Annotated in this window: 12 protein-coding genes and 1 pseudogene; 4 read left to right on the top strand and 9 right to left on the bottom strand. The window is 49.7% G+C overall.

The window, feature by feature from the left end; genetic code table 11:
* Nucleotides 1–12 precede the first annotated feature (12 nt).
* The 7 genes from SMSP2_RS11595 to SMSP2_RS11565 form a co-directional block, all read right to left on the bottom strand.
* Nucleotides 13–1,215, bottom strand: a complete 1,203-nt coding sequence (locus SMSP2_RS11595; protein ID WP_146684213.1) for a uroporphyrinogen decarboxylase/cobalamine-independent methonine synthase family protein — start codon at nt 1,213–1,215, stop codon at nt 13–15.
* A 31-nt stretch (nt 1,216–1,246) separates the two neighbouring features.
* On the bottom strand, nt 1,247–2,227 hold the full coding sequence (locus tag SMSP2_RS11590) for a DUF4434 domain-containing protein (RefSeq protein ID WP_146684212.1): 981 nt from the start codon (nt 2,225–2,227) through the stop codon (nt 1,247–1,249).
* Between the two features lie 66 nt (nt 2,228–2,293).
* Nucleotides 2,294–5,710: a DUF4434 domain-containing protein gene (locus tag SMSP2_RS11585; protein WP_146684211.1), complete on the bottom strand. Its 3,417-nt coding sequence runs from the start codon at nt 5,708–5,710 to the stop codon at nt 2,294–2,296.
* A 14-nt stretch (nt 5,711–5,724) separates the two neighbouring features.
* Nucleotides 5,725–7,263, bottom strand: coding sequence for a sulfatase family protein (locus SMSP2_RS11580; RefSeq protein ID WP_146684210.1), 1,539 nt, complete (start codon nt 7,261–7,263; stop codon nt 5,725–5,727).
* A gap of 184 nt (nt 7,264–7,447) precedes the next feature.
* Nucleotides 7,448–10,018, bottom strand: coding sequence for a discoidin domain-containing protein (locus SMSP2_RS11575; protein WP_146684209.1), 2,571 nt, complete (start codon nt 10,016–10,018; stop codon nt 7,448–7,450).
* Nucleotides 10,019–10,172: 154 nt separating this feature from the next.
* Nucleotides 10,173–10,799 (bottom strand): PEP-CTERM sorting domain-containing protein, encoded by a 627-nt coding sequence (locus tag SMSP2_RS11570; protein ID WP_146684208.1) that lies wholly within the window; start codon nt 10,797–10,799, stop codon nt 10,173–10,175.
* Between the two features lie 102 nt (nt 10,800–10,901).
* Complete coding sequence (locus SMSP2_RS11565; protein WP_146684207.1) at nt 10,902–11,852, bottom strand: type II secretion system protein; 951 nt, start codon at nt 11,850–11,852, stop codon at nt 10,902–10,904.
* A 412-nt stretch (nt 11,853–12,264) separates the two neighbouring features.
* Between SMSP2_RS11565 and SMSP2_RS11560 the strand changes: the two genes are divergently transcribed.
* The 3 genes from SMSP2_RS11560 (at nt 12,265) to SMSP2_RS11550 (ending at nt 14,577) form a co-directional block, all read left to right on the top strand.
* A complete protein-coding gene (locus SMSP2_RS11560) occupies nt 12,265–12,555 on the top strand; it encodes a co-chaperone GroES (protein ID WP_146684206.1) in 291 nt (96 codons plus the stop codon).
* A 23-nt stretch (nt 12,556–12,578) separates the two neighbouring features.
* Entirely contained in the window at nt 12,579–14,198 is a 1,620-nt protein-coding gene (groL, locus tag SMSP2_RS11555; protein ID WP_146684205.1) for a chaperonin GroEL, read from the top strand.
* An 88-nt stretch (nt 14,199–14,286) separates the two neighbouring features.
* Nucleotides 14,287–14,577 (top strand): hypothetical protein, encoded by a 291-nt coding sequence (locus tag SMSP2_RS11550; protein WP_146684204.1) that lies wholly within the window; start codon nt 14,287–14,289, stop codon nt 14,575–14,577.
* A gap of 32 nt (nt 14,578–14,609) precedes the next feature.
* Here SMSP2_RS11550 and SMSP2_RS11545 read toward each other — a convergent pair whose 3' ends face one another.
* Nucleotides 14,610–16,493, bottom strand: a complete 1,884-nt coding sequence (locus SMSP2_RS11545; protein ID WP_146684203.1) for a hypothetical protein — start codon at nt 16,491–16,493, stop codon at nt 14,610–14,612.
* Between the two features lie 203 nt (nt 16,494–16,696).
* On the opposite strand from SMSP2_RS11545, the gene SMSP2_RS11540 reads away from it, so the two are divergent.
* Nucleotides 16,697–17,809, top strand: coding sequence for an aldo/keto reductase (locus SMSP2_RS11540; protein WP_146684202.1), 1,113 nt, complete (start codon nt 16,697–16,699; stop codon nt 17,807–17,809).
* Nucleotides 17,810–17,998: 189 nt separating this feature from the next.
* On the opposite strand, the pseudogene SMSP2_RS11535 reads toward SMSP2_RS11540, so the two are convergent.
* A pseudogene (locus SMSP2_RS11535) lies at nt 17,999–18,298 on the bottom strand (four helix bundle protein); the annotation flags it as partial.
* Between the last annotated feature and the right edge of the window lie 256 nt (nt 18,299–18,554).

The raw sequence follows: 18,554 nt of genomic DNA, 5'->3' as shown, positions 1-18,554 counted from the left end.
ATAAAACATAAATCAAACCCGGGCGGTTTTGTTAGCCAGCCGCACCCATTCGCGGACGCGTTCAAGTCTGCCGGTTACGGTTTCGACATCCGCCAGTGTCAATACATGGTTGACCTCTGCGGCGATACTGCTTCTCGAGCTGAGTTCGCGGCTCATATCCGAATCGCTGTAACTGCTCAGTACGCCGGTCGGGTGTGAGTGAACTTCGTAGGCAAAGCCCCTGCCCATTTCTTCCAGTATCGGCTCGACGTTAGACCAGGGAGAAATGTGAAAAAGCCTCAGGTTAGGCAGTCTCTTTATGACGGCGGCTTTGCGGTCGAGGTTTTCGCAGCCGTGATAATACACGCGCCCGACAAGTGCGGCGATCCGTTCGTTGTACGGCTGGACAAATTCCTCGTACATCTGCGGCGATATCGTGCCGCTGGACTGGGCGTGCAGATATGCCCAGCAGCTTTTCAGACTCGCAGAATCTCCATGCAGACAAAAGTCATCATACGGAACGTGCCCGAAAAATGAAAGCTCGCTGTCGATAAAACCGGCAGCCTGCCGCTGTCTCTGCCACTGGATTATACCAGCCGAGGCTATTTCCATCAGCCGGTGCACCAGCCGCGGGTTGTCGATAAAATCGAGGAAGAGATTTTCCATGCCGCGAAACCATACGATATACTCGAACGGGCCCCAGTGCATCCTTTCGGTTTCAACCTTCACCGGCAAACAACCTCCGGTGATTCTCTCGGCCCTCTCCAGCAGCTCGTCCAGGCCCTGAGGCGGCTCGAACCGAGGAAGGGTTATCTTTTCTATATCAGATTCCGTTTTTATCGGCGGCACTACACTGTAAGAGCCCTGGTCACAGTTCTGGCTGAGCTCGATATCGATCCCCCACAGACTGTTCTGGTACTGGTTGACCTGTTTGGCATGGTGCAGAATATCATACGGAATCCGCAGAAACTCTTCAAGCGGAGCATCATCATCGATGTTTTCCCACCGCCAGAGCCTGTAGCTGATCTGTTTATCGATAAAATCAGCGACCGGGCAGTCATAGTTTCTGCGTCCGTCATCGATCTCTCTCTGCCAGACATACTGGTAGAAGTACACATTTACCAGCGGCCGCGAGGGCTTTAGCGCAAGAAAATCCGACCATAGCCGCTGCTTGTCCCTGTTGGCCTTAGACAAACAGAGCTGCAAATATTTTTCTATCTTATTTTGAATGTTCATAGAGTGGATTTTCTGATATTTTCCGCGGCGGTTAACCGGAAACACCGGAGGCTGTAAATTGTCTGTTTTGTGAGGCGTTTTCAGCTTCGCGCTGCAGTCTTTCAATTCCGAAATAATCACAGTACCGGTCGTAAAGGTTATGCGCGGAGGGCCAGCATGAATACGGGCTCATGAACGATGAAAACTCAAAGGTGATGATTTTCTCAACTTCGGTTTTTTCCGCCGCGTCGAGCTTCCACCACAGCTTGCGCCAGTCTGTCGGGGGAAACCGCAGATACGGCATATCCCTGTCAAATGTTTCCAGGTTGCTCCAGGAGTGCATACCGTATTTATCAAGCAGCTTTTTGTTTGCCGCGATGTATTCGGGCAGCTCGTGGTAATCGACATTTCCGTCCTGAAACGCCACAATATCGACCGCGCCCTGCATAACAGAGAGCATATAGTCCCACTGATTTTCGTGCTGCTCGAGAGTAATCGGATTGTCAAACTGTTTTCTGCCGGCGATAAAGGGGGATATCAAAACCGGCAAATCCTGGCCGGTTATGCTTTTGCAGTGCAGGCCAACGTCTCTGATACATTCAGCGCCGTGCTCGTCCTTTGTCGCTAATTCCTGTGTGACGTACCAGCCCTTAAACGAGTCGTACGAGCCGTAGCGAGACCATGCCTCGTCTATGAAGTCCTTGTTTATCTGGATGAGTTTTTTATGATTGCCGCTGTGCTGCATCTCATAATCATCATAAGTTCCGAAATATAGATCCATATCGTTTTCCTGAGCCAGAGACAAAAACAGCTCAAAGAGATCTTCAAACACCGGCATCATCAGTCCCACATGTTTCTTCAGTGCCTGTGAGTCGAAGATGCACTTGTTCTGGTAGCCCGAACGGATAATTATCACTGTGTCTATGCCGATATGCTTCATCGCCCTGAAATCCATAGCCCAGTGCCGGGCACTCCAGTTGTTCGAAGGTATATCAACCGTTATTTCGTCAATGAATGTACCTGTAATTCTCATTGTTTTCCTTTATTTAAATTATAATTATAATAAGTTATTATTTCCGGAATATTATTTTCTTCTTTCTCACTCCGCTGTCAAGGTAACTACAGTACCTGCCGCCGCGGTGTTGAGGCTGCCCCGTGCGATATTTGCCGTTGTCCAGCGGGAATCGGGATCATCGCTGATGCCGCCGATATCAACCGACAATACATCGCCGCGTTTGACCTGTCTGTCCATTTCCAATATAAGCATATTTCCGTCTCTGAAGGCTCTCTGCGCTTTGAAGACATTGCCGAGACTGTCGGTGATGTTTCTGGTCATCATAAGCCCTGCGCTGTTAGGGTGCACTCTCTGGTCAAACTCAAGGTCTATGCTGTTGACAGAGAGGTCATAAGAGCCTGTGCCAAGCTCAATGCGGTCTGGGGGATAGACGTGTGTCGAGGCGTATTTGAGGAAGTATATATCGATAGAATCCACCCGGCTTCCGGGCTCGAGATTCAGGACAATATCAGCATACGCAGCGGCGCCCTGGACATCCGGTGCCCATTCGACCCAGTCGGGATCTGAAAGGTTCATCGCCGCTATCACACCGTTGGCAAGGTCATTGCCGGTATTGTCGGGCCTGCCCGAATACGGCGGCGTCAGCGGTGAGATGCTGTAGGTGAACCCGCCGGAGACGCCGTTGATTTCAATTTCCGAGATAAAAAGCCAGTTTGCAGGGTCACTGTCTTTTGTATGTATGCGCAGAAGCAGTCTGCCGTTTTCGTCGGCCCTCTGGTCAACTTCCGCCGACAGAGCCGAGACGGCCATATCCGGCATCTCGTAGCCGTCGTTGAGGCTGATTCTCTTTAGCTGCGGAGCGGAGTTATATACATCACTGCGAAGCGAGAAACAGTAGTACGTGGAGTTTACCGCGCCGGCGGCGGCGCAGGCCTCGAGATATTTCTGATAATACTCATTGCTTCGCCTCATGTTGTCGTGGCTGCCGATATCGTCCTGCACGCCGACCGTTACCTGCGGCGCGGCTTTCCAGCACTCTCTGAAATTCGGAATGTAGCTGTAAACATGCTCCGGCGAAAGCTGGGGATCAACCCAGTCCGGCCAGTGCGTCTGGTAGTAGTGCATATCAGGCTTGGCGTTTTTAACAATGCTGTACGCGTCGTTGCCTTCCCACTCGGGCAGAATATCAACCCCGCCGTTTTCCAGCTTGGAACACGCCAGAGACCAGGTTATAACCATCGTATCGGGTGCGGACTCTCTAAGTCCCGCTTCACCGTTTATTATCTCATCAAAATAATCTGTTATCGAATCAATGCGGTGCTGCACGAGTTTTTGATAAAGAGCCGTATCCGTCTTGAAATAGTGCGGATCGGAGGGGTCTGTAAAATTGGGGAACTCGCTCTCCCCCGTGTCGGCTTTAAAAATATCCTGATACGCCTGCGAAACATCGGCGTACCGCACAGACGATTTGGTTATGCCGTCGTAAACCGGATACATCGGTTCGGCAAATGTTACCGCCGCGAAACCGTTATCATTGCACAGACTTACCGCCCGCTGCTTCATCCACTCTCGAAAACCGTCATGGATAAATGATAAATGATTATTGCCCGGGGTGTTTAGAAAGCCCATCTTCCACTGCTCCCAGCCCTCGGGCAGCTCGGAGGTCGGCGTATATACCGCATCGGCAAAGAGCATCAGCCCCGGGGCTATATCCCTGCTGCGCAGCGCATCGATTAAGCCGGGCTTGAGCCCGTTTACAGAAGTCTGCATAACGAAGATAGATTCAACCCCGTTGACAGCCAGCTCGGAGGCAATACTTTCAACGGTTCTGTTCTGCATGTACGGCGAGCCCTGTGAGAGCTGAACGTTGGGCAGTTTGTAGAACTTGTCTCTGAAATGCAGGCTGCGGTCTCTCTGCCATTTCCAGTTTCTTGCGATGTCGGCAAAATCGCCGTAATTTATGCCTTTCTCCTCATCACCGCCATCCAGCCACTTCTGGCTGAGTGTGTTGACATCGTTTATATCAATACGCGCGTCGGAATTGTAATCACCCTTTATATCGCTCCTGTAAACGCTCAGCTCGCTGCACATCAGCCAGCCCAGTCCCCGCATTTCAAACCGCACATATCGAGGCGAGATGATTTTTTGCGGAAAATCAAAATACACATTGAGCGAATCCTGCGCCGAGGGGAAAGTCTCAAGCTGCGAGATTTTCTCAAAAGCGGTGTTATCCTCAGAAATATAAACATCGACACTTTCCGGCAGGTTTACTCCCCAGCCCTGGCGGTTCATAAAAACAGCGGAAAAACCGTACTCGGCCGGCACGTCCTCACGCAGATCGATTGTAACGGATACACTTGAAGTACCGCCGCCGAAGCCGGAGGTGAGATAATAGCCGAGATGGCTGTCCATTTCAAAATCTATCTGTGAATCCGTGAGCTTATTTTTACTGTCGGGGTAGCTCGCAGAGGGCTGTTTGCTCATCGTGTAGTTCTTATTGAGCGAGGCTATTTTCAGGTTCCTGTTATGCGACAGCAGTTTGGCGTACAGGTTCTGCCTGTCAACGGTTCGCACATCGCTTCTCATTCTCTGTGTCGGGGTGATATAAAACCATTCCCAGGTTACAATCTTGCTGACATGCTTTTCGTTGAGGCTTATCTGCCACCTGACATCGCTGAAGGTCTTGGCCGTCCAGTCGGGCTGATTGAATACCTCAAGGTCGTTCCACAGCTCTGCCCCGTTATCGATGCAGGCCTGCCGGAGACCTTTGAAATACGGCACAATCAGCTCGGGCTTTCTGTTGATATCCGCCCCGAAACCGTCCTGAAACATCACAATATCAAAATCCACCCGCGACAAGAGATTGTCCCACCACTGCCGGCAGTTATCGGCACCGGCGGTTATGTCATATACATAAGGAGCCGTTGCCGCGGGCTTATCGGGAGTGATGGATTTGAGATGCTCCACAACCGGATTGAGCAGGGTGTTGATCAGCATATCTCTGTTATCGCCGGACCATACATTAAAAACTATCTCCTCGGTAACGTACCAGCCGGCAAAACTGGCGTGTTCCGCCGCAACCGATAAAAGCTCATCTGCCGCGGCTATGTTGTTGGCCGCCATCGAAGATAGCACTGCTTCATCGCCGATACTCGACCACCACCGGTTATCGTGGACAAGCCCGACGAAGCATTTCATCTGGTTAGCATCGCAGGCTGTGAGTATCTTAGTCAGGGCGGTATCTGCAACCTCTGTAACGAAATCCAGCGAGCTCTGGTAATGCGCCTTTCCGCCGTCGCTTATCGATGCCGAGACAATGACGGTATCCATGCCGCACTGTTTCATCAGAGAGACTTCTTCTTCCCAGTCGCTCTGGCTGTAGCCTGCCATGTGCGGGTTTATCTGGATAAAAGCCCCGCTGATCGGTTTTGCGTCTATATGCTCAACAGCTATAGTTAAGAACGTCAAAGTAACTAAGAATTTTATTAAATATTTTAACATATCTGCCTTTTTGATTAGTTTTCTCGAAATATAAAAGGCGGAAATTCGGCAGGATCAGCACCCTGTCTGTGTCTCAAATTTGCGCCATGGTCTTTCTTTTCTCCGAACGGAATCACATTTGCATTATCTCGCTTAAGAATTTCATGAAGTTGGGCCCTCATCGTTTTAATCAATTCCTGATAATCCGGATTGTTGATAAGATTGTTTTTTTCATTGGGGTCTGCCTTTAAATCATAAAGTTCGTCTATATCCCAGATACCATGATATTGTATAAGTTTATATCGGTCGGTTCGCAAGGCAAAAGTTGTCGGCGTATGCGGAAAATTATATTCCCAGTAATATTCATAGAGCAGGAAATCCCGCCAGTTTGAAATCTTTTCGCCTTTAAGTAAAGGCAGAAAACTTGTGCCGTCCATTTGCTGATGTGCTTTAATGCCGGCCGCTGACAATAGAGTCGGCCCAATGTCTATATTTGCGACCACTTCCTCTATTACCGTGCCGGGCCTGATAAGCTCGGGGCAATGTGCAAAAAGGGGAACTCGCATAGATTCCTCGTATGCGCTTCGTTTGTCGATTAAGCCGTGTTCTCCCCAATAGTGGCCGTTATCACCCATGAAAACAACAAGAGTATTTTTGTCAAATCCGTTCTCCTTAAGGCCCTGCATAATTCGGCCGACACTCTGGTCAACCGAAAGAATCATCTCACAGTATCTATTATACTGTTTGGATATAGGCTCACGTGTATGATAAGGATAGTCAACACCATGCCAGCTGTTTCTCTGGTTTTTCAGCCACATGGGCTTATTTTTGTAATTGTCCTCTGTGTTTGCCATTGTCTGTGGCTCGGGGAATTCTTCTTCCGCGTACATACCCTCATGCCGTTTATCAGGAACATAAGGGCCGTGAATTGCTTTGTGAGACAAATAGAGAAAAAACGGCTTTTTGTCATTCCTGTTCTCAAGCCATTTAACCGCATGATCAGTCAACTCCTCTGTCATGTATTTTTTTCTCGGCACCCGTGTCCCATTTATATTAAGAGTCTGGCCTTCAGGAAGATATTGGCCCTGCCCGCGAAAACTGACCCAGTGATCAAAGCCGGCTCTGGGCTGATCGCTGCTGCTGCCCATGTGCCATTTACCGATAAAAGCTGTCCTGTATCCATTACTTCTGAGCAATTGCGGAAAGGTAACAGCATCCGCCGGCATCATATCATTATTGTCAACAACCTTATGATTGTGCATGTACTGACCTGTCAGTATTGATGCGCGGCTGGGTGAACAGAGCGAAGTTGTAACAAAACTGTTACGGCAGTTTGCCCCGTTTTTCACCAGCTTATCTATATTAGGCGTCTTCAGGAAAGGATGCCCCATGAAACCCAGACAGTCGTATCTTAAATCATCAATTAAGATAAACACAATATTACGTTTTGCAGCAGACGTCCGGTCAAGAGCAGAATTTAAGAAAGACTTAGCCGCAGCATTATCTGATAGAAACGAAGAACCTAAAAACAACCCTGCCGATTCGATGAATGCTCGCCGGTTTAAGAATCTCATTATGGCTTTCCTGTCTGATTTTTTAAAAACTCATTTCTTTCCAAAATAGATAAAACTTTCTTTAATACTGACATCTCAATCAATGAAAAATAAACTTAAATTTCAACTTTTTTTCTTAGAAAAAAGTTGTCCACCCCCAAACTGAGAATGGACAACTTTGAAATTAAACTTAACTAAACTGAATTTAAAAACCCAGCCATTCGGCACATAACAGAGAAAAATCAAGCAGGTTCACGCTCTGGTCATCGCCTGCTATATCCGCGGCAAGGTTTTCTCCGCTCTGGAGCCACTCGCCTGCCATGTAGTACAGATCAGTAGAATCGACAATGCCCTCATCATTGAAGTCAGATGCAAACGAGTTGAATTTGACCTCGGAGATAAAGAACCAGCTGTCAGGGTCGTCGTCCTGGCATTTAATCTTCAGCGTAACATAACGTGCGTCTGTATCGGGAAGGTCGAAAGTGCTGTTAAATATCTCGGCCTCTTCCTGATTTTCGCTGAACACAGCCCCGGTGTCTGCCATGCCGCTGAAATTCGTGCCGTCGGTGCTGAACGCGGCCTCGAGCCCGCCGGGTGTCTGAATGCCGCTGCCCGGATTTGAGCAGTAAACGATCGCCACGTTTTTGACGTTGATCACTGAACCCAAATCAAACGTAATCAGGGCATAAGCCGGCGTTGATGCGCCAACTGCGCCCGGAGCCCATTCAACCCAGTCAGGGTCAAGGCCCACTCCGACCGCTTTGGCGATGTAGCCGTTAGTCAGATCGCCCATCTTGATCAGCTCAAGGCCCGCCTCTACCGCGACATCGCCGCTTGCAGCAGTTCCGCCTCCCCAGACAGGAGTAGAAGCATCTACTGTGTAGCTGACTTCTTTTCTGTTGCCCAGGATTATCTCGCCAAGCCGCAGAGCGTGAGAAGTTCCGGTGTCCCTGGCAAACTCCATCTTGACATAGCGTCCTTTCTGGGTAGAAAATGACCTGGCATCGGTCTTTCCGCCGCCTTCTGTGCCCTGGTGCCAGCCGGTAAATGTAACCGGTGCGCCGTAAGTTTCGCCGTCATCGCTGAAGCTGAGCTTGGCCTCTACCGGAGCCGAAACGCCCCAGCCGGCGAAGTAGTTGAGCACCAGGTTCGAGAATTCTCTTGTTCGGCCGTAGTCGGCGTATAGAATTACGTTGTCGTAGGGTGTGTTGTCAAACCTTTCAAAGAACACATAGTCGCTTGAGGCTGCGGCATAACTTATAACCCCGTTGAACAGTTTGTTCTGATCCGGATCGGGATTTCTGCCGGCAGGAATGTTGTTCTCATCGATAGTGTAGAACGGCGGAACCCTCTCTGGAACGGGAGCGTTGAATTCCACCTCTGAAAGGAAGAACCATTTTCCCGGATCATCATCAATGCAATGAACAATGAGCTTGACATATCTGGCCGCCACTGGAGTCTCATTGGCAATATGCGTCCTGGAAATCGGGCCGCCGATATACGGAGGATAAACCTGCGGTGTTGAGAAGGTTTCGTTATCATCACTGTAGGAAATCTCAAAATCACCCGGAGGGTAAGTACCGGCCGCGTAGTAAATATCAATTGTAGAAACATCCTTTACATACCCGAAATCAAATGTGATCTCGGCGTATGCCGGAGTGCCCGCACCGTATGCGCTGGGAGCCCATTCAACAAGGTCAGCGATTCCCGCGTCTATCGGTACATAAAAGTTTGATGCCACCTCACCGTTGGCCAGGTCATTCCCGCTGTCACCCGAAGGTGCTGTCGGGCTGCCCCAGAACGGCGTCTCCGGCGAAATCACATAGAAAGCGCCGTAAGGGCCTAAAATCGGAACTGTAAACCCGCCGTCAACAGCCTGGTCGTATTCGGGAACAGCACTTGATGCCGAGACGGCAACATCTACAATGCCCGGAGCCGCCTGGTCTGTTATAGCCACCGAGAGCACCTGCGGGCTGTCCCAGTCGGCATTTGTGAATACAATATCAACCGGCATTCCCAGGCCCTCGCCCAGATCAAGCTGCTCGGCAGGTGTGAGCGTAAACGTAACATCACCAGAAGGCTGCTCGGTCATGACAAAAGAATAATTAGCTGTTCCGCCGACAGGCCCGCCTGCGCCGCTGACACTTAGAATGTCGTTTACTGTCTTTACCGTATCAAATTTGATATCGTCGATCCAGAGCTGTGTGCCGGTCGCGCCGGAGGCAACACCGCTGAAAAACGGCAGTATCCTCTGAACCGCCGTTATTGCACCGGGGCCGTCGAGCAGCACGGATATCTTGTGCCAGTTGCCGTCATTTGGAACATCGAACAAATCGTTGCCAACCTCGCCGTTGGCAGAATCACGGACTATAAACCGGCAGCCGGTAATCCCGTTGGATTTTACCATAGCAGTCATAACGTTGTAATCGCTTAGATTCATGGTAGATCCGTCATCGCGTATAATGACTCCCCAGCCGGCGTTTGACTCTATCACCTCGCCGGCAGTATCGTCCCAGACCAGAAGAGGTGCTTCGAGCATCATCGAATAACTGCCGCTGTAACTGACGGCGGTGTCAATGTAAGGGGTCAAAAACGGGTTGCCCGGAGCCGGATGGTCTCCTGACATCGCCGGAGCCCAGTTCATCCACAAGTCTCCGCTGCCGCCGCCTCCTTCCGCGCCGGGTGTGTACGATTCGAAACTTTCATACACCAGCTCGGCAGGGGCAAGGCTTATAAACCCTGAAATTACCAACAAAATCGTAATGTATGCTTTCATTTGGTGACCTCCATAAAAATATATCACTCTAAATAACTGACCGGGACATAACAAACCCGTAACGCCCCGCCTCCGCGGCAGGGTGCTTAATATTTAAATTTCTATAAACAACAAACGGCTCTAATGTTACAGAACCGTTTGTGAAAATCAAAATCTATTTCCGCCGCCTGATCGCCAGCAAGCCCGTACCTAAAAGCAGCATAGATGCCGGCTCAGGTACTTGTGCGAATTCAAACTCACCAATTTGAAACCAGTTTCCGGCGGCCTGGGGGTGTAAAAACACCTTTACATACTGGGCTGTATTACCGGCAATTGAAAATTCATTGATAGCTGTTACCGCCGCGTAGGGTGCAGGGTCTGCCTGAAAACCGGTAAGGTTAACAGGTGTAGTGTAGCTAACGTTGTCGAGGCTGTAGGATATATCCATCGAACCCGGCGAGGGAAGTCCCCACCCGGGCGCGAGAAAGACTCCAACCTTCACAGACTCTAAGTCATACACACCGCCCAGGTCAAATGTTATGCCGGCTCCGCCGTCGATAAACTCCACCCAGTCGGCATTGTCCAGATCAAGAGCATCTACAACACCGTTGATGTAGCCGTTGGCAAGGTCATCACCGCTGTCATCGGGCCTGCCGGAATAAGGGGGGTAACTCGGATCTAAGGTATAGCTCACCTCCGCGGGATCAATAACCGCCGCGTTTGCCTGTACTCCAAAGGTCAGCACCAGGGTTAAAACACATAACCAGCCGCACACTTCTTTCAACATTTCACAATTTTTCATTTTCTAATCTCCAAAAGAAAAACACCAACTAACAGCAGGCAGAACGTTTCCGCCCGCATTTACAACTTTCTTATAAATCCTTTAAATTTGATTATTTAATGTTTAATTATCAAAGAAATATCTCTGCCACCTGTACGTCTTATTCCTGCTGCCGCCGAATCCGCCGCCGCCGGAAGAGCCGACGGGCTCGGGATCATCGAAATCTTCAGGTTCCTGAGTAACGCTGCCGTCAAACCAGCCGATATTGCTGTCTCCGTAGCCGGTCTGCTGGTCAACCTTGCCGTGCCAGCGTGCCTGCACGATCTGTGCGCCGCTGGGAACGTTGGCAAGTGTATCTACAAAAGCATAGCTTCCCGGGCTGGGTGAATAGCAGACTTTCAGCGGGTTATACATAAAATTATGAACCATTGGATAGCTGAAATCCGTAAAATATACTGTTGAGGCGGCTTTCTGGATCTGAGCCAGCTTGGCCTTGCCCCGATTAAGACAATATTCATTGTTATCGCCCCACGAGGCATAAGATGCGCCGTTCACCCCGGGACTGCCCTTTGTGCCGACATACTTATCGCCGGTATATATCACCGCGAATTCGTTGACTCCGTAAGATATTGTACCTCTGCGGTTATCGCCTGTGGATGCAAATACGCTTGTGGAGAGGCTGAAGAAGTTTTCTCCGAATTTGGTTGCTGAAGGACAGGTATAGAGGCTTGACTCTTTTGCGGCGTCAGAGCCGGTATATGGCTCGAGTGAAGCCCCGTTCTCGGTAGCTTCCCGCCGCAGCGAAGAAGCCATGCCGGTGTCATCTTCGGGGTGTTTTTCGGGAACATGCCACATAGCGGGTACAACATGGCCGTCATTATCCTCCGCCCAGAGCATCGCCGCTGTTACAAGCTGTTTTATGTGGGATTTGCAGACTGTGCTTTTAGCTGACTCGCGCACGCGGCTAAGCGCCGGCATCATTATCGCCATAAGAAGGGCAATAATAGAGATGACTACCAATAATTCTATCAGTGTAAAACCTGGTTTACCTGCTTTATTAGAGGAATATTCCATGTGAACTTCCTTTCTCGTTCTCAAAACATTTAAGGTCGAACTTCAAACCGGACAACGTTGTCCATTATCGAATTTTATCATATTCCAGTTTGAAAGTCAACTTTTTTTTTAAAATATTTTTTAGCCCGCGTTATTCAATTGCGCAAGCCTTAACGCCGCAATTAACTCTGTGCATTTAAATCCTATCCAAAATGCCCGCCTGCCCTGCCAGTCTGACAGTTTTTTCTCGGATGATTTGTCTTATGATATGGGTGCGGTCTGTATGCGATTATTCGTTAATGCATTTTAAATAAAAGACTTAAATATTTGAATTCTGTCTTAATGCTCTGCTGGCACAAAGTTTGCATATTAAACCGCATTGTAAGTTTTATAGAGAAATAATTTTATTCCAGTATTACAGGAGAATAATAACATGAAGATCAGACCATTGGCTGATAAAGTTTTGCTCAAACGGCTTGAAGCAGCAGCAGTAACCGCCGGCGGAATCGTTCTGCCCGACACGGCAAAGGAAAAAAGCTCACGCGCAGAAGTTATAAGCGTAGGCCCTGGCAGGCTTAACGATGACGGCAGCCGCACAGAGATGCAGGTCAAGCCCGGAGATGTTGTACTGTTTGAGAGCTACGCACCCCGCGATGTAAAGGTTGACGGCGAAGAGTTCATGATCATTGACGAGTCAAGCATCATAGCAGTAGTAGAGAAGTAACCTAATAACAGGAGTTTACGATAATGGCAGCTAAAAAAATAGCATTTAATACAGAAGCTCGCTCGGCGATTTTAAAGGGCGTTGAAAAGCTCGCCGCCGCAGTGAAGATTACACTGGGCCCGTGCGGCCGCAACGTTATACTTGAAAAATCCTTCGGCTCACCTACAGTTACAAAAGACGGCGTAACAGTCGCCAAAGAAGTTGAGCTCGAGGACTCATACGAGAACATGGGCGCTCAGATGGTCAAGGAAGTTGCTTCTAAGACATCAAACGTAGCAGGCGACGGCACCACAACAGCTACGATCCTGGCTGAGGCTATCTTCAAAGAAGGCCTGAAAAACATAACCGCCGGAGCAAACGCAATGTCGGTAAAACGCGGCATTGACAAAGCTGTAAACACTTTGGTAGAAAAACTTTACGACATGAGCACCCCGGTTGACTCAAGCAAGCAGATCGAACAGGTCGCTACATGCTCAGCTAACCAGGACAAGGAAATCGGCAAGACCATGGCAAAGGCTATGGACAAGGTCGGCAAAGACGGCGTTATCACCGTTGAGGAAGGTCAGTCCCTCGAGACAACTGTAGAACTCGTAGAGGGTATGCAGTTTGACAAGGGATACCTGAGCCCGCACTTCATCAATAGAAAAGACAACATGAGCGTTGTTCTCGATAAGCCTTATATCCTTATCCATGAGAAGAAAATCAGCTCTATACAGTCGCTTGTACCGCTGCTGGAAAAGGTAGCCAAACAGGGCAGCCCGCTGCTGATCATCGCCGAAGACGTTGAAGGTGAAGCACTTACAACGCTTGTAGTCAACAAGCTCCGCGGCGTTCTCAACGTAGCCGCTGTAAAGGCTCCCGGATTCGGCGACCGCCGCAAGGCAATGCTCCAGGATATCGCCGTACTCACAGGCGGAGAGGCTATCATGGAAGACCTCGGCATCCAGCTTGACAAGCTCGAGCTCAACCAGCTCGGACGGGCAAAACGCGTTACCATCGACAAGGACAACACAACAATCGTCGAGGGCGGCGGCTCAGGCGAAGATATCAAGGCACGCATTGAGCAGATCAAGGTTGAGCACGACGCGTCAACTTCTGATTATGATAAAGAAAAACTCCAGGAACGTCTGGCAAAACTCGCCGGCGGCGTAGCACAGATCAACGTTGGCGCTGCTACCGAAGCAGAGGTCAAAGAGAAAAAGGCTCGCGTTGAGGACGCACTCCACGCATGCCGCGCAGCCGTTGAAGAAGGCATCCTGCCCGGCGGCGGCGTAGCTCAGATCCGTGCTTCTGCCGCGATCGACAGCCTGAAGCTCTCCGGCGATGAGGCCGTAGGCGCGGATATCGTTAAACGTGCCGTATTCGCCCCGATCAAACAGATCGCGACCAACGCCGGACTTGACGGCTCAATCATCGCTCAGAAAGTGCTTGAGAGCAAAGAAGTCAACTACGGCTACAACGCTCTTACCGCTAAATACGGCGATATGATCAAAATGGGTGTTATTGTCCCGACAAAAGTTGAGCGCTCGGCCCTTCAGAACGCCGCGTCTATCGCGTCGCTTCTGCTTACAACCGATGCTGTAGTCAGTGAAATTCCCGAGAAAAAAGAAACACCGGCAATGCCCGGCGGCGGGATGATGTAACACAATAATCCACAGGGCGGGGCGGCATAAAACGCTCCGCCTTTTTTTATGTTTGGGTTTATGCCCGGATGCAGTATAATATTTAATTATGATTTTCAGGTTCCACAACTACATATCAAGACAGGTATCAAAACAGGCGGGGCTTTCCCTGCTCACTGCCGCACTTGTGCTGGCGGGGGTAGGCTTTGGAATTGTTCTGCTCCAGCCGTTAGTGATATTAGTGCTTGCAGGGCTGTTCTTTATAGCCGCGGCAGTGTGCCTTACCTGGGCGGTTCGCCTGTTGATCACCTCCTGGCTGTATAAACAGGCCGACGAGGATTTCGACGAGGACGAGCCCTACAGGGAAAATGTCCGGATCCACGGCCGCTACGAGCAGTAAAACATCACAGGGTCTCCGGTTAATCGGCGATTTTACTGCGTACTGTCAGTCGCGGGCTGGTTTTCTGGTTTTTTCTGTGATTCTAATTCTTTCAGTTTCATAAAGATATCAACTATTTCTTTGATATGCTCCTTTGGAACTGCTGCCTCAAATTTCGCCCCGTTATCAAGAAATTTCGAAGCGAACGAAATCCGTGAATCACAGGTTAATTGTGAAGTATCAATTTCCGTCTCTCCCAGAACCTGGGCAAAATCCAGAGACCACAGAAGTGCCTGGGCATAATTATATGTCCCCGCCATATCCGCTGTCTGGTAATCCACAACTTTGCTCAGAGCATCGAGAAAAGGCTGTGCGGCGGGTGTTGGCTGCTCGCTGAGCATCGCGGCGAGCCGTTCCCGGCCTCCGCTGCCGACGGTACATAACCACAGCTGATCAGACACCGTCCAGTAATATTCCAGCCCCTCACCGAAGATTTTTTTAATAGCCTGGGCTTCATTGCTGTCCTGCTCAAGCATTGTTATGTTAAGTTTCGCCCTGTCAACGGGATGGCCCTCAATCTCAAAGGCGTCTTTCTCTATTGCAAAGTCCAGCTTAAAGCCCAGCTCTTCTGTGAATTTGAGCAGCTCCGGGGATGTCCAGAATTCAACAGCGGCTTCTATGGCCTGGTTGTATTTTTCACCGTCTTTGACCTCGAGCACATAGTTACCCGCAAACATTCCGCCATCGCCGCCGAGGTTGAGGCTGTACATGTAGTCGCCGCCCATAGAGTCAAACATATCGTCCATGCTCTTCTTGGCCTTTTTGAGCAGCTCATCAGACTCGCCGCCGCAGAGTATATCCGCCGCCCAGTCAACCGCCAGGGAACTAAGCTCTCTGTAGGAATGGGTATCAACTTTCATTGCCAGCGTCATAAAGGAATCCTGCGCCGCGTATTTGCTCAGAGCCAGATTCAGCAGCCGTGCGTCTTCGACGAAATAACTTGCCATAGGCGTATCGGGCAGGGCGAAAAAGGTCTTTTTAAATTTTACCATGTCAGGGCGGATATCAAAGGCGATGCTCAGGCTTTTGCCCTGATTCATAAACAGCTTGAGCAGGTCAAAATAGTTGTTCAGGAATTTCAGCCCCAGCTGTGAGGCAGCGGCACCCTCTTTCGGGGCGTTTTCGAGCTGTTTAGCTGCCGCGCCGCGTCCTATCTGCAAATAACCCTCGAGCATGGGCCCGTAATGTTTGTTTACGCTCTCTATATCAAAATATGTCCATATCGGATATTGGCCGGAGGCTGTAAGCACGTTCTTATCCATGCTTTGGGCTATGGACTTATCCGAGCTTTCAACGGCATTTATGACCTTTGCAGGGTCAATGCCGGCATATTCCGCCGCCGCGAGGGCATACTTCGTACCGGCGATCGGTTTGAAAGCTATTCTTTGACCCATAGCTGTGAGCCTGTATATGCCGCCGGCATCCGGGCCTTCAACCGCGGGATTGTCTTTTGTCAGCAGCTCAGGCTCAGAAAGCGGAACAACCGCCGCTGCGGCTATCTCTTTGAGCGGGCCGGCGTTGTCGGGGTTTTCCTGTGCCATTTTGAACGCGAAGACAGCCATATCGCCGCTTGTATCTATGGCGGGGGCGTGTTTCTCGCCGAAGATGGAGATAATGCCCATTTTTACCCCCATACCGGCAGATACCGGCACCGGCGAGAGGCCAATCATGAACTCATCGAGATTTTTCGACGTGGTTTCAATGTCGTTGACCAGGACACACAAAAGAGTATCTTGCGGAACCAGATCAACCGCCGAAGCCGATAACGGCAAAACTGCAACGGGAGATTTTTTGGGATAGAAAAACAACACTCCTGCCGCGATAACGGCCAGTATTATGATAATAACTACTACTGCACTTGCTTTGTGATTTCGCATTTTTTACCCTTTCGGTCAAACGCCTGCAACACCAATTCCATATAAAACGTGAGATTAAGCATACTCTTTCCAGACAGTCAAGTCAAGAAAAGTTCAGGAAATACATTATCAGCGGCATATCAGATAACAGTTGAAAAAAAATGTTTTTATGGTATAGGTATATGTTAGAAAAGCAGTTTACACACTAAGAAAGGAACCTTCTAATGATATACAAAAAATTCGGAAATACAGGCTATGACGTCTCGGCAGTGGGTTTTGGCGGCATGAGGTTTGACATGAAACAGCCGCTGAGCGAGAGCGCAAAGCTGATTCCATACGCCTTTGACAGGGGCATAAACTTCTTCGATACCGCACCGGGCTACTGCGATGACAAGAGCGAGGAGATATTCGGCCTGGGACTGGAGCAGATATCTGCGCCGCGGGAGGATTACTACCTCTGCACAAAGCTCATGCCGCACAAAGGCACAAACATCAAAGATGTCCGCAAATCCGTGGAAACCTCGCTTAAGCGGCTAAAAACCGACTATATCGACTTCTTTTACGTCTGGTGCGTCCGGAGCCAGAAGCAGTTCGATGAGGCGATGATCCCCGGCGGGCTCTACGAAAGCCTGCAAACACTGAAAGAAGAAGGACTTATCCGGCACATCAACATTTCTACGCACCTGATCGGCAACCGCGTGAGCGATATTCTCGCCGCGGCGGATTTTGACGGCGTACTGCTGGGCGTAAACATTCTCAACTTCCCCTACCGCTGGGACGGTGTGAAATACGCCCATGACAAGGGGCTTGGAGTGGTAGCGATGAACCCGGTAGCCGGCGGGCTGATACCCCAGAACGAAGAGAGATTCGCGTTTCTGGCAAACGAGGGCGAAACACCTACAGAGGCGGCGCTTAGATTTATTATGAGCTGCCCGGAGATTACGGTTGCGCTCAACGGGTTCACCACAAGAGAGCATATAGACACGGCAGCCGGGGTGGCGGATAACTGCAAACCTTTCTCAAAAGGGGACTTAGAGGCGATAAAGTCTCACCTGTCGGAAAATCTCGACGGGCTCTGCACGATGTGCGGCTACTGCCGGCAGAGCTGCCCGAAGGGTATCCTGATCCCGGCGTACATGCAGTTTTTCAACGAGTACCTCATCTCGGACGATAAAGATGCCGACTGGAAAGAAAAATTCGATACGTGCTGCCAGTGGGGCTACCTCGTGGAACGCGGAGCCGAGGCGTCCGAGTGCATAAAATGCGGCAAATGCGAAGAGGTCTGCACACAGCACCTGCCAATAATCGAAAGACTCGAAACAATCGCGAACTGGTAAGAAGAAAGCCAAAACGTAAACATCTTAAAATTAGGGATTTAAACGGAAAAATTCATTTTCAATGGAAAATTACCCCATATAAAATTCCCAGATTACGGAAAAACACCCCCTGTATTTTTCCAAAATTACGGATTTTTATCTTATCTTTTATTTCGCTTGTTTGCCCTTAACCGGTACAGGCGTTCGCTGAAGCCGCCTTTGCCGCAGAAAATTCTCATAATCCAGCCGCAGCTCCTCAAGACTGGCGCGGGCGACGCTGGTGAGTTTGAGCTCGGTCTTTTTCGATGTCCCGGATGCCTGTGAGCCCTCGGCGATATTCTGAACCCCGCTGCGGGCGGCTTGTACCATCTGGTCGCGTGTCCGGCTGAAACGGTCAATATACTTCTCGCAGAACCTCACAGTAATGTCATAAACCAGCCGGCTGACCTGAAAGCTCTTGAGCTTGCGGTAGCCGCCGTGTCTGGGTATGATTTTTTCATCTGAGCACATCGCAACTCACCAGAAAATTAAGTCCATTATGTCTATTTCGTCAATTTTTGTACCGCACTGATCTGTAACAGCATCAGCCGCTTCACAGAACATCCAATTAATAACATACAATCTATATTTTTACAAAACAATTTGTGTTCCCTATACGCCTGCTCAAAGCTGTTTGGCTGATCATCAATTTCAACAGTCAGGGCCGTCCTTCACTTGTTTGGTATTCTGATAATATTGATAAACCAGTGAAGAGTTATTGAGCGGT

The sequence above is a fragment of the Limihaloglobus sulfuriphilus genome (genome assembly GCF_001999965.1).
Taxonomy (GTDB): Bacteria; Planctomycetota; Phycisphaerae; order Sedimentisphaerales; family Sedimentisphaeraceae; genus Limihaloglobus; species Limihaloglobus sulfuriphilus.
Note: the sequence above shows the minus strand (reverse complement) of the source record. Positions and strands in the feature narration are given on the sequence as shown.